The 12,366-nt window shown below is 65.6% G+C and carries 13 protein-coding genes; 2 read left to right on the forward strand and 11 right to left on the reverse strand.

Features of this window, described 5'->3' with window-relative positions:
* Positions 1–164 precede the first annotated feature (164 nt).
* Positions 165–1,622, forward strand: coding sequence for a tetratricopeptide repeat protein (locus tag ACFFU4_RS11505; protein WP_377069913.1), 1,458 nt, complete (start codon positions 165–167; stop codon positions 1,620–1,622).
* 272 nt (positions 1,623–1,894) lie between these two features.
* On the opposite strand, the gene ACFFU4_RS11510 is transcribed toward ACFFU4_RS11505, so the two are convergent.
* The 4 genes from ACFFU4_RS11510 to ACFFU4_RS11525 are packed head-to-tail and all read right to left on the reverse strand — an operon-like array spanning position 1,895 to position 5,850.
* Positions 1,895–2,668 carry a proteasome-type protease gene (locus ACFFU4_RS11510; RefSeq protein ID WP_377069914.1) on the reverse strand — a complete coding sequence of 258 codons (774 nt, stop codon included), beginning with the start codon at positions 2,666–2,668 and terminating at the stop codon, positions 1,895–1,897.
* Positions 2,669–2,678: 10 nt separating this feature from the next.
* Positions 2,679–3,476, reverse strand: coding sequence for a transglutaminase family protein (locus ACFFU4_RS11515; RefSeq protein ID WP_377069915.1), 798 nt, complete (start codon positions 3,474–3,476; stop codon positions 2,679–2,681).
* A gap of 3 nt (positions 3,477–3,479) precedes the next feature.
* On the reverse strand, positions 3,480–4,421 hold the full coding sequence (locus tag ACFFU4_RS11520) for an alpha-E domain-containing protein (protein WP_377069916.1): 942 nt from the start codon (positions 4,419–4,421) through the stop codon (positions 3,480–3,482).
* A gap of 4 nt (positions 4,422–4,425) precedes the next feature.
* The gene (locus tag ACFFU4_RS11525; RefSeq protein WP_377069917.1) at positions 4,426–5,850 is read right to left on the reverse strand and encodes a circularly permuted type 2 ATP-grasp protein; all 1,425 of its coding nucleotides are present in this window, start codon (positions 5,848–5,850) and stop codon (positions 4,426–4,428) included.
* 466 nt (positions 5,851–6,316) lie between these two features.
* Here ACFFU4_RS11525 and ACFFU4_RS11530 point away from each other — a divergent pair, with 466 nt between their 5' ends.
* Entirely contained in the window at positions 6,317–7,276 is a 960-nt protein-coding gene (locus tag ACFFU4_RS11530; RefSeq protein WP_377069918.1) for a DUF808 domain-containing protein, read from the forward strand.
* 108 nt (positions 7,277–7,384) lie between these two features.
* Here ACFFU4_RS11530 and ureG read toward each other — a convergent pair whose 3' ends face one another.
* The 7 genes from ureG to ACFFU4_RS11565 form a co-directional block, all read right to left on the reverse strand.
* The gene (gene ureG / locus ACFFU4_RS11535; protein ID WP_377069919.1) at positions 7,385–8,071 is read right to left on the reverse strand and encodes an urease accessory protein UreG; all 687 of its coding nucleotides are present in this window, start codon (positions 8,069–8,071) and stop codon (positions 7,385–7,387) included.
* Positions 8,068–8,700, reverse strand: a complete 633-nt coding sequence (locus ACFFU4_RS11540; RefSeq protein WP_377069920.1) for an urease accessory protein UreF — start codon at positions 8,698–8,700, stop codon at positions 8,068–8,070. The genes ureG and ACFFU4_RS11540 overlap by 4 nt, the downstream gene beginning before the upstream one ends.
* Complete coding sequence (locus tag ACFFU4_RS11545; protein WP_377069921.1) at positions 8,700–9,215, reverse strand: urease accessory protein UreE; 516 nt, start codon at positions 9,213–9,215, stop codon at positions 8,700–8,702. Before ACFFU4_RS11545 ends, ACFFU4_RS11540 begins: the two co-directional genes overlap by 1 nt.
* A 10-nt stretch (positions 9,216–9,225) precedes the next feature.
* The gene (ureC, locus tag ACFFU4_RS11550) at positions 9,226–10,935 is read right to left on the reverse strand and encodes an urease subunit alpha (protein ID WP_377069922.1); all 1,710 of its coding nucleotides are present in this window, start codon (positions 10,933–10,935) and stop codon (positions 9,226–9,228) included.
* Positions 10,936–11,158: 223 nt separating this feature from the next.
* A complete protein-coding gene (locus ACFFU4_RS11555) occupies positions 11,159–11,464 on the reverse strand; it encodes an urease subunit beta (RefSeq protein ID WP_377069923.1) in 306 nt (101 codons plus the stop codon).
* Between the two features lie 10 nt (positions 11,465–11,474).
* Entirely contained in the window at positions 11,475–12,041 is a 567-nt protein-coding gene (locus ACFFU4_RS11560; RefSeq protein WP_377069924.1) for a HupE/UreJ family protein, read from the reverse strand.
* 13 nt (positions 12,042–12,054) lie between these two features.
* Entirely contained in the window at positions 12,055–12,357 is a 303-nt protein-coding gene (locus ACFFU4_RS11565; protein ID WP_377069925.1) for an urease subunit gamma, read from the reverse strand.
* Positions 12,358–12,366: the final 9 nt, after the last annotated feature.

Below are 12,366 nucleotides of genomic sequence, written 5' to 3' on the forward strand. Positions count from 1 at the left end.
GGGCCGGATTTCCAGCCGACATTTTCGTGAAGTGTCGCGGTCTCCGCCAGCGATGCGGGTGCGCGGATGGGGTCAGATTTCATGTGCCGAGGCACACGCACGCGGTGGAAATGCATCCGAAAGCGGTCTAGATTGGCACCGCTGCCAATTTCAGGGGAAAGCTTATGATCGGACTCTTGCGCTGCGCCATTCTGGCGATGATGCTCGCACCCACTCTCAGCACTGCACAGGATTTTGATGCCGGGCTGGAGGCCGCAAGAGAGGGTGACTACGCCACGGCTCTGCGCGAATGGAAACCGCTTGCCGAGCGGGGCAACCCGGTCGTTCAGTACAACCTCGGGGTCATGTACGACAACGGCCTGGGCGTGGCGCGGGACAATGCCGAGGCCGCGAAATGGTATCGTCGGGCCGCCGAGCAGGGCAATGCCTCGGCGCAGGGCAACCTCGGGGTCATGTACGACAATGGCGAGGGCGTGGCGCGGGACGATGCCGAGGCGGTGAAATGGTATCGCCGGGCTGCCGAACAGGGCAACGCCGCGGCGCAGAACAACCTCGGGGTCATGTACGATACCGGCGAAGGTGTGATGCAGGACGATGCCGAGGCGGTGAGATGGTACCGCTTGGCCGCCGAACAGGGAGATTCGGAGGCGCAGTACAACCTCGGTCTCATGTATGACAAAGGCTACGGCGTGGCGCAGGACGATGCCGAGGCGGCAAAGTGGTATCGCCTGGCCGCCGGGCAGGGAGACGTGGACGCGCAGTATAACCTCGGGGTCATGTATGACAATGGCGAGGGCGTGGAGCGGGACGATGCCGAGGCGGCGAAATGGTATCGCATGGCCGCGGCCAAGGGTAACCCGGATGCGCAATACAAGCTTGGTGTCATGTACGACACCGGCGCAGGTGTGGCGCAGGACGATGCCGAGGCGGCAAAGTGGTATCGCCGGGCCGCCGAACAGGGGGCCGCGGAGGCGCAGTACAACCTCGGGGTCATGTATGACAAGGGCCACGGCGTGGAGCGGGACGATGCCGAGGCGGCGAAATGGTATCGCCTCGCCGCCGGGCAGGGAGACGCGGACGCGCAGTATAACCTCGGGGTCGCTTACGACAGGGGCGAGGGCGTGGAGCGGGACGATGCCGAGGCGGTGAAATGGTATCGCCGCGCCGCCGAACAGGGCATTGCGCCGGCGCAGCAAAACCTCGGGATCATGTATGCCAACGGCCACGGCGTGGCGCAGGACGATGCCGAGGCGGTGAAATGGTACCGCGTGGCTGCGCGAGAGGGCAATGCGTCGGCGCAGAACAACCTCGGGATCATGTACGCCAGGGGCGCCGGTGTGGCGCGCGACGACGCCGAGGCGGCAAAGTGGTATCGTCTGGCCGCCCGGCAGGGCAACGCATTCGCACAGTACAACCTCGGGCTGGCCTACGAGTCTGGCAAAGGCGTGCAGCAGGACGACGTCGCTGCGCATATGTGGTTCGGTATCGCTGCCGAGAATGGGCACCCCGATGCCCGCAAAAGCCGCGGCCTTGCCGCGGGACGGATGAGCGCCGATGCCAAGGCCGACGCCCGGCGGCGCGCAGCACGCTGCATGGCGTCAGATTACCGGGATTGCGACTAAAGCATGTTGCTCAAAAACGGGAACCGGTTTTGAGCTTCTCGAACATGCGAAATCAATAATTCAGAGTGTGCCGCGTGAATGCAGATGAACGCGACACACTCTAGGCCGGCGGTCGGGAATGGCGATCCGGTCCGGCAGACCGAGACGGTACCGTCCCGCAACGCGAAGAACACCGGCACGTTCGGGAGGGTCTGTCCCAACGACCGGGATCAAAGTTGCGACCGGCACGGACATGGCTTCGCGTCATCGTCGGCCCCTGGTCGGAGAGCAGGTCAGCCCCGAAGGTATCGGCCTTGCACGCCTTCCGCGTAGGTGTCCAGGACGAAGTCCGGCAGCATGTCGAGGGCCTCGCGCAGGGCTTTGCCCCACCCCTGCGAAACCGACCCGAAATAGGGATCATCGCTTGCGATGCGCCCGGTCTGGCCGGTCATCAGGCTGTCCTTGTCGTAGCAATGGAAATCGAAAGGTGCGCCGACGGTCAGGTTGGCCTTGAGCGTGGAATCGAAGCTGACCAGCAAAAGCTTCATCGCCGCCTCGAAACTCATGGCCGGATCGTGGGCCCGTACCAGGATCGGGCGGCCATACTTGGTTTCCCCGATCTGGAAGAACGGCGTGTCCTTGTCCGCTTCGATGAAATTGCCCTCGGGGTAGATCAGGAACAGCCGATGCGGCCCGCCCCTGACCTGCCCCCCGAGGACAAGGGTGGCATTGAAGGCGCTGTCGGCGCGTTGGCCGACATCGGCGTGGCACGCGATCACCTCGCGCAGGGTTTCGGCCACCATCCGCGCCGCCTGAAACATCGACGCGACCCCGAGCAGCGATGGTACGCGGTCCTCGGGCGACTTGCTGCGCTCGTCCAGCAGGCTCACGACCGCCTGCGTGGTCGCGAGGTTTCCGGCCGACATCAGGGTGATCGACCGGTCGCCGGGGCTTTCCCATATCGCCATCTTGCGAAAGGTCGAGATGTTGTCGAGCCCGGCATTCGTTCGGGTGTCGGACATGAAGACGAGGCCGCGGTCGAGCATCATCCCTACGCAATACGTCATCCGGGTGTTCCTACTGCTGAACCACGTCTATCGCGACCGACAGGGTCTCGCCCGTGCCGCCCACGCGCGTGCCCGAGACCGGGGCGGCCTCGGAATAGTCGCGCCCCGTTGCCACGCGCACGTAGCGTGTATCAGGGGAAATGCCGTTGGACACGTCGAATCCGACCCAGCCCAGGCCTTCGACATGGGCCTCGGCCCAGGCATGCATTGCCTCCTGAGCGGTGCGATCATTCAGCATCAGGTAGCCCGAAACGTAGCGGGCCGGATACCCCAGCTCGCGCGCGCAGCTCAGAAAGATGTGCGCGTGATCCTGGCAGACCCCCTGACCCTTGGTGATCGCCTCTTCCGCGCCCCAGTCCGGCTCCGAGGCACCGACCTGAAAGGCAACCCTGGCCCGGATGACAGCCGCAAGCGCGTGCAACTGGTCCAGCGACCCGGAACCTGGCGTGTCGCGCAGGATGCTCCGGACGCCTTCGCCCGCCTTCGTGCGCGCCGTGCCCTGCTGATACAGCCACAGCGGCGCGGTGCCGCGATGCCGCCCGACGATCCCGTCATTGACGCTCAGCTCGACCTCGCCCTCGCTGACAAGGACCAGGTGCTGCGCGTCGCGGGCATAGCTGATCAGCTCGACAGTGTTGTTGTGCTCATCCTCGTAGCTCAACTCGCGCCGGCCGCCGGTCACATGCGTGCGCCAGGACAGAACCGTTTGCTGATGCGAGGATTTCGGCGTCTTGCGGAGCTGCTGCAGCCCGTATTTCACCGGGGTCTCGAAGTGATATGTGGTCTCGTGGCGAATGATCAGGCGCATGGTCTACTCGTAGAACCGGAAATCGGTTTCGATCTGCCCCGACAGCTCGGTCAGCAGCGACAGGACACTCTGGATGTATTCGTGCAGGCCGAAATCGAAGACCGCGTCGATGTCGTGGCTCAGGTAGGTCCGCTCGATGTGCAGGGCCTTCATCTGGGCCGGGCCCGGGTGCATCATCCCGTTCTGCAGGTAGCGCAGGTTGTCGCGCAGCTTGCCGACGCAGAAGGCCAGCGACCGGGGCATGCGCGTGTCGAGGATCAGGAACTGCGCGATCTCGCGCGGGCCGGCACCGGCACCGTATTCCATGCGAAACCCGCCGCGTGCGGACACCGAGCGCAGGATCGTTTCCCATTGCACGTTGTCCAGCGAGGTTCCGACCGCGCTGGCCGAGGGCAGCAGCACATAGTATTTGACGTCGAGGATGCGCGCGGTGCTGTCGGCCCGTTCGATGAAGGTCCCCAGCCGCGCGAAATTGTAGATGTCGTTGCGCAGCATCGTGCCATGGGTCATCCCCCGAACCAGCGCCGCACGTTGGCGCATGGCCCCCAGCACCCCCGGCAAATCCCGCTCGGCGACCTTGCGCGCCAGCATCTCGCGCGCGCTCATATAGGCGGCGTTGGTCGCTTCCCAGACCTCATGGGTCAGCGCCGTGCGAACGAGCCGGGCATTCTGCCGCGCGACCTCGATCGCTGAGAGGACAGATGACGGGTTGGCGCGGTCGCGCAGCAGCCAGTCGATGGCGGCATCCTTGGTCACCTCGTCCCGGTGCGCGTCGAACAGGCCCAGGCTGCCCGCCGACTGCAGAACCGAGCGCCATTCCTCCTGTCCCGAGTCGAGGCGGGTGAGGGCGATGCGCTGACCGGTTTCGATCAGGCGCGCGGTGTTCTCGGCCCGCTCGAACGAGCGATACATCCAGTAGAGGCCATTTGCGGTCTTGCCGAGCATCGCGTCAGTCCTCCAGCACCCAGGTGTCCTTGGTGCCGCCGCCCTGGCTCGAATTCACCACCAGAGAGCCTTTCTTGAGCGCGACCCGCGTCAGGCCGCCGGACGTGACCTTGATCCGCCCCGGGCTGACCAGTCCGAAGGGCCGCAGGTCCACATGCCGCGGGCTCAACCCCTGCCGCCCGAAGATCGGCACGGTGGACAGGCTCAGCGTCGGCTGCGCGATGTAGTGCCCGGGGCGTGCCCGCAGCTTGCGGCGGAAGGCCGCGAGATCCCTTTTGGTGGCGGCGGGTCCGATCAGCATGCCGTAGCCGCCCGAGCCGTGAACCTCCTTGACCACCAGGTCCTCGAGGTTGTCCAGCACGTAGGCCAGATGATCCGGGTCGGAACACCGCCAGGTCGGCACGTTCTTCAGCAAGGGGCGCTCGCCGGTATAGAACTCCACGATCTCCGGCATGTAGCTGTAGATGGCCTTGTCGTCGGCGATCCCCGTGCCGGGCGCATTGGCAATGGTGATCCCGCCCGCGCGGTAGACATCCATGATCCCGGGCACGCCGAGCCGGCTGTCGGGGTTGAAGTTCAACGGATCGAGAAAATCGTCGTCCACCCGGCGATAGAGCACGTCGATGGGCGTGTAGCCGTGGATCGTGCGCATCGCCACGCGCCCGTCCACCACGCGCAGATCGTGGCCCTCGACCAGCTCCACGCTCATCTGGTCGGCAAGGAAGGCGTGCTCGTAATAGGCCGAATTGTAGATACCCGGCGTCAGCACGGCGACGACCGGTTTTCCCTCGGTCGCGTCGGGGGCGCAGTCGGACAGGGACCGGCGCAGGTCGGCCGGATAGCTCTGCACGTCCCGCACGCGGTTCTGCGAGAACAGCTCGGGGAACATCTGCATCATGGTCTCGCGGTTCTCCAGCATGTAGCTGACCCCGCTGGGCGTGCGCGCGTTGTCCTCGAGCACAAAGAACTCGTCCGGGCCGGTGCGCACCAGGTCGATGCCGACGATATGGGTATAGATTCCCCCCGGGGGCGAGACGCCGATCATGCGCGGCTCGAACGCCGCGTTCCGGCTCACCATCTCTTGCGGGATGCGCCCGGCCTTGAGGATTTCCTGGCCATGGTAGATGTCGTGCAGGAAGGCGTTGATCGCACGCACGCGCTGCTCGATGCCGCGGGTCACGCGGGACCATTCGCGGTCGGAAATGATGCGCGGGATGATGTCGAAGGGGATCAGCCGTTCTTCCGCTTCGGCGCGACCGTAGACATTGAAGGTGATGCCGGTCAGGCGGAAGAGTTCTTCCGCTTCGCGCTGTTTGGCCCGCAACCGTCCCGGATCCTCGCCGTCCAACCAGGTGTGAAACTGCTGATACGGCGGCCTTGGCCGCTCCTCGTTCCCCCACATCTCGTCGAAGATCGGTGTCGTCTCCATGCCTGTCCTTCCCATGCACCAGCGACATGAGGCACCTGATGGTCGGGAAAGACCAGAAATCATCGCTTCGCATGCCCGAAAATTTTGTAAGATGCTCAATAAACAGTCATCCCGCACGCTTTTCACCCTCAGCCTGGCCGGTTGGCGGGTTTCCCGCGCTGAACGAGGGCCCGCATGGTCTGCGCCGCTCCCATCGGGACCGACGTTGCCGGGCAAGCTCCGGTCGGGCCGACGGGCAGGCGTCCCTCTTGGTCGCGAGACGCATGACGCTCCATCCAGAAATCCGATGAGGGATTTCGCGCCCGGTTCATTCGACAGGGCGATAATCCGGCTTGCGGCTGGACGTCAAAGTTTGAATGGGTAAGCTGGTCGACGTGACATCATGCAGGCGCGCGTCCGGTCCCGGACGCAGGCGGCCTTGGCCGCGACGAACCGATAAAAGGAATTTCATGAGCGGACTGATTTCATGAGCGGACTGCTGGCCCTTTTCGACGACGTGGCGGCGATTGCCAAATTGGCGGCGGCACAGCTCGACGATGTCGCGGCTCAGGCCAGCAAGGCGGGCAGCAAGGCCGCGGGTGTCGTGATCGACGATGCGGCTGTGACCCCGAAATACGTGACCGGGCTGCCTGCCGCGCGCGAATTGCCGATCGTCTGGAAGATCGCACGCGCATCCTTTTTCAACAAGCTTGTGATCCTCTTGCCTGTGGCGCTGCTGTTGCAGGCGTTTCTGCCGTGGATGCTGACGCCGCTTCTGATGATCGGCGGGGCCTATTTATGCTTCGAGGGGGCCGAGAAGGTCTGGCATCTGATCGTGCCGCACAAGGATCACGGCCCGCAGCAGGCGCAGACGCTCGATGCCGCACATATCGAACAGAAGCGGGTGAAAGGTGCGATCAAGACCGATTTCATCCTGTCGGCAGAGATCATGACCATCTCGCTCTCGCAGATCGACATTGCCAGTGTCTGGATTCAGGCATTGGCGCTGGCGGCGGTCGCCATCGGGATCACCACATTGGTCTACGGGACGGTGGCCTTGCTGGTGAAGGCCGATGATCTCGGGCTTCTGTTGAGCGCGAAGGAACGCGCCGCCGTGACCCGGGCAGTCGGACGCGGAATCGTCAGGTCGATGCCCGGGGTCATGGTGTTTATCGCCACGGTGGGCACGGTTGCCATGCTCTGGGTCGGTGGCAGCATCCTGGTGCACGGTCTGCACGATCTCGGCTGGCATCTGCCCTACGAGCAGATCAAGCATGCGGCGAAACTGGCAGCCGAATCCGCCGGCGCGGCCAGCGGCTTCGTGACCTGGGGGGTCACCGCGGGGCTGGACGGGATCATCGGGCTGACCGCCGGCCTGGTGCTGGTGCCGGTTGTGACGCGCGCGCTGATGCCGGTCGCGGGGTGGTTTTTCCCCGAAAAGGCGTGATGCCGGGACGAAGGCTGCGGTTCACTCAAGATGAAATGCTGGCGACGGCGTAGCGTCAACTCGCACAAATCCATGCAGCGCGCATACCGGGGCGCGCGCCGCGGGGATTCATGCTGATCGCCGGGGTGCCCCATGCCTTTGCGGGCCGGACGTCCCGACCGCTTTCACGGGGCCGGATCTCAATCCGCCCTCGTCCTGAATGAAGCGAATGATCTGATCGAGACCGTCGCCGTCGCGCAGATTGGCGAGCACATAGGGCCGCGATCCCCGCGCGCGTGCCGTATCGGCCTCAAGCTGCACCGGATCGACGCCCACATGCGGCGCGAGGTCGGTCTTGTTGACCACCAGAAGGTCGGATTTCGTCAGACCGGGGCCGCGTTTGCGCGGGATATCCTGACCGGCGGCGGTGTCGATCACGTAGATCGTCAGATCGGCCAGTTCCGGGCTGAAGGTCGCGGCAAGGTTGTCGCCGCCAGACTCGATCAGCACCAGGTCGAGATCGGGAAACGCGGTGTTGAGGTCGGTCACGGCGGCGAGGTTGATCGAGGCATCCTCGCGGATCGCGGTATGCGGGCAGCCGCCGGTTTCCACGCCACGGATGCGCTCGGCGGGCAGGACCTGTGCGCGCATGAGGAAATCCGCATCCTCGCGGGTATAGATGTCGTTGGTGATCACCGCCATCGAACAGCGATGCGCCAATGCCCGCGCCAGCCCCTCGGTCAGCGTGGTCTTGCCGGCCCCGACCGGGCCACCGATGCCCACCCGCAGCGGGCCGTTCATGGGGGTGTCGCTCATGTCCTGAAAATCCTTACCTCTTGGGTTTCGTGTCGGAGGGCCGCGAGGTCGCCCGCAAGCGCGCAGGTGCCGAGCGTGTCGAGCGGCGCGCAGGCGGCGCGGCTTGCCAGATCATGGATCAGCGGCGCAAGGCGTGAGAGGACGGCTTGCCCCTCGGTCTGACCAAGCGGTACGTGGCGGATACCGATGGTGACGAGGTTCCCGGCAAAGCCTTGCAGGTAGAGCGCGATCGCGTCCGGTTTGGACAGATCGAGCGGCGCGGCGGCCTCCCCCACCGCCACGGGCAGCATTCGCGGCGGCAGGGCGTGCCCGGTGATGCCGGTGACGGTGCGGGCGAATGCGGCGCCCTGTTCCAACCCCTCTTGCAGCCGCTCGGCGCAGGGCGCGAGCGCGCGCGCCAGATCGTCGAGAGCGTCGCACCCGCCGTCGAGCGCGTGGCTGAGCAGCACCGCATCCTGCCAGCCCGCGCCAAACCGCAGGATATTCTCCAGCCATGCCGCGAGGCTCGCCGCGTCCGTGACCACCTCCGTCGCGATCTCATGCTCCAGCCCGTGCGAATAGGCGAACGCCCCGGTCGGAAAGGCCGGGGAGAGCCATTGAACGAGCGTGAGATGCGCGGGCGTGAGCATCAGGCGTGGCTGTGATGGGTATGGCCGTGGTCGTGGCCTCCATGATCGTGCCCCCCGTGATCATGCCCCCCATGATCATGTCCCATTGTGCGCCCCTTGCCATAGGCCCCGCCCTCGGGCCGGAACGGGCCGGTGACGGGGGTCAGATCCGCGCCCAGTTGCGCCAGCATCGCCTCGATCACATGATCGCGGCGGATGCACAGATGATCCGCGCCGATCTGGCACGGCGTGTGCCGGTTGCCGACATGCCAGGCCAGCCGCGCCAGGTCGCCGCGTACCTCCACCAAGTCCTCCGGCGCAGCCTCTACCGCCACCGCCCGGCCATCGTCGAGCGCGAAGCCCCAGTGATCGTCCAGATTGGTCACTTCCGCCAGATCGACCAGAAAGGCCAGCCCGGCCTTGCCCACCAGCCGCTTGCGCCGCATCAGTCGGGCGTCATAGTCGAGCACGACCGTATCGGCGACCGCGTCGGGGGCGTTCGGCAGCAGGTGGCGGGCAACGGGCAGGTCGGTCATGGCATGGCCTTCAGAACAGGAAATAGCGTTGCGCGAGCGGCAGCTCAGAGGCAGGCTCGCAGGTGAGCAATTCGCCATCTGCCCGCACCTCGTAGGTTTCAGGATCGACCTCGACCTCCGGCGTCAGGCTGTTGTGGATCATGTCGCGCTTGGTGATGGTGCGGGTATTCGAGACCGCCAGCGTCTCCTTGGCCAGACCCAATGCCGCGCCGATCCCGTCTGCCTGCGCGGCCTCGCTGACGAACAGCACCGAGGACCGTTCGACCGCCCGCCCATAGGCCCCGAACATCGGCCGCGAATAGACCGGCTGCGGCGTCGGGATCGAGGCATTGGGGTCGCCCATCTGCGCCAGCACGATCGTGCCACCCATCAGCACCATCTCGGGTTTCGCGCCGAAAAAGGCCGGGTTCCACAGCACCAGATCGGCGCGCTTGCCGGGCTCCACGCTGCCGATATGCGCGCTCATCCCGTGCACGATGGCGGGGTTGATGGTGTATTTCGCGATATAGCGTTTGACGCGGGCGTTGTCGTTGTCGCCGGTCTCGTCCGCCAGCCGCCCGCGCTGCTTGCGCATTTTCGAGGCGGTCTGCCATGTGCGGATGATCACCTCGCCCACGCGCCCCATCGCCTGACTGTCCGAGGCCATGACCGAGAACGCGCCCATGTCGTGCAGGATATCCTCTGCGGCAATCGTCTCGCGGCGGATGCGGCTCTCGGCAAAGGCCACATCCTCGGGGATCGCCTTGTCGAGGTGGTGACAGACCATCAGCATGTCGAGATGTTCCTCGATCGTGTTGACGGTGTAGGGCATGGTCGGGTTGGTGGAGGACGGCAGGACATGCTCGTATCCCACCACCTTCATGATGTCAGGCGCATGCCCGCCACCCGCGCCCTCGGTGTGAAAGGCGTGGATCGTGCGGCCCTTCATGGCGGCGAGGGTGTTCTCGACAAAGCCGCTTTCATTCAGCGTATCGGTGTGGATCATCACCTGCACATCCATGTCGTCGGCGACGCTCAGGCAGCAATCAATCGCGCCGGGTGTTGTCCCCCAATCCTCGTGCAGCTTCATCGCGCAGGCGCCTGCATGGACCATCTCGACCAACGCCTCCGGTTGGCTCGCATTGCCCTTGCACGACAGGCCCACATTCATCGGAAAGGCATCCAGCGATTGCAGCATCCGCCCGATATGCCACGCCCCCGGCGTGCAGGTGGTGGCCAGCGTGCCATGCGCGGGCCCGGTGCCGCCGCCCAGCATGGTGGTGATGCCGGAATGCAGCGCGTCGTCGATCTGTTGCGGGCAGATGAAATGGATATGCGCGTCGAACCCGCCGGGGGTAAGGATGCGGCCCTCGCCCGCGATCACTTCGGTCCCCGGCCCGATGACGATATCGACGCCGGATTGGGTGTCGGGGTTGCCCGCCTTGCCGATGGCCGCGATCAGCCCGTCGCGCAGGCCGACATCGGCCTTGGTGATGCCCTGATGATCGACGATCAGCGCATTGGTGATGACCGTGTCCACAGCCCCGCCCGCGCGGGTGGTCTGGCTCTGCCCCATGCCGTCGCGGATCACCTTGCCACCGCCGAATTTCACCTCTTCGCCATAGGTGGTCAGATCGCGCTCCACCTCGATGATCAGATCGGTATCGCCCAGCCGCAGCCGGTCGCCCGTGGTGGGACCGTACATGGCGGCATAGTCGGCGCGGGGGATGGAATGGGGCATTAAAGACCTCCCTTGGCCATAGGCGCGCCGCCGGGCAGGGCCCGCCCGCGGGGGGGCGCTGCGACGGTTGTGGAATGCGCTTTATGGCAGTCAAATACTGCAACGGTCGCGCGGCGGCGCGAGGTTGCAAGAGCGCCCGCCCGTCCGGGCGGTCGGGCGCTGCGCGGCGGCGCGTGCCGCGCCTTGATTCCGCGCAAGAGGCACTTGCGATCAAACCCGCGCATCACAAATCCCCCATCACCTGCCCGTTGAACCCGAACACCCGACGCGCGCCGCCATAGGGGATGAGCCGCACCTCGCGCCTCTGCCCCGGCTCGAATCGCACGGCTGTGCCTGCTGGAATATCCAGCCTCTGCCCGCGCGCGGCGGCGCGGTCGAAGGACAGCCCGGCATTGGCCTCGGCGAAGTGGTAATGGCTGCCTACCTGCACGGGCCGGTCGCCGGTATTGGCGACCTCCAGCACCGTGACCTCCGCGCCCGCGTTCAGGGTGATCTCGCCATCGGCGGGAAAGAGGTCTCCGGGGATCATGATCTATGCCTCATCCCGCGGCCACAAGCCACGCGCCAAGCGCCGCGACCAGCCCGCCGCCCCCGCGCACCACGGTTTGCGAGGCAAGCCGCATGACGAGCAGCCCCCCAGCAAGGCCCGCAAGATGCAGACCCATTGTCGCGACGGCAAACCCCGCGAAATAGTCCAAGGCCGCCGCCGCCCCGATTTCGGCCCCATGGGCACCGCCGTGAAACAGACCGAATACCGACACGATACCGACAGCCCAAATCGCGGGCAGCCGCACGGCGAGAGCCACCAGCAGCCCGAGGATCAGCACCGAGGCAAGGATCAGCGGCTCCACCGCCGGGAGGGTCAGCCCGAGCAGCGCGCCGCCGAATCCAACCGCCATCGCCGCGACGAAACCCGCCGGCAACAGCCAGATCGCGCGCCCCGAAAGCACGGCGGCCCACAGCCCGACAGCCAGCATGGCAAGCACATGATCAGCCCCGAAGAGCGGATGCGTCGCCCCGGCAGCGAGAGAGCCATGCGCCGCAGGATCGAGGTGCGCAAAGGCCAGCGACGGTGTCAGCAGCAGAACGGCGAGGATGTAGCGCATTGGAAATATCCTTTTAGCGTAGTGGGTTATGGACGGTCACCAGCTTGGTGCCGTCGGGGAATGTCGCCTCGACCTGCACGGAATGGAGCATCTGCGCGATGCCCTCCATGCATTGCTCGGACGTGATGACATGCGCGCCCGCCTCCATCAGGTCGGCCACGGAGCGGCCCTCGCGCGCACCCTCGACCACGAAATCGGTGATCAGCGCCACCGCCTCGGGGTGGTTGAGCCGGACGCCGCGCGCGAGCCTGCCGCGCGCCACCATGGCGGCGAGGCTGACCAGCAGCTTGTCCTTTTCACGGGGGGTGAGGTTCATCCTGTGTCT

The organism is Roseovarius ramblicola, from assembly GCF_042430665.1.
Taxonomy (GTDB): Bacteria; Pseudomonadota; Alphaproteobacteria; order Rhodobacterales; family Rhodobacteraceae; genus Roseovarius; species Roseovarius ramblicola.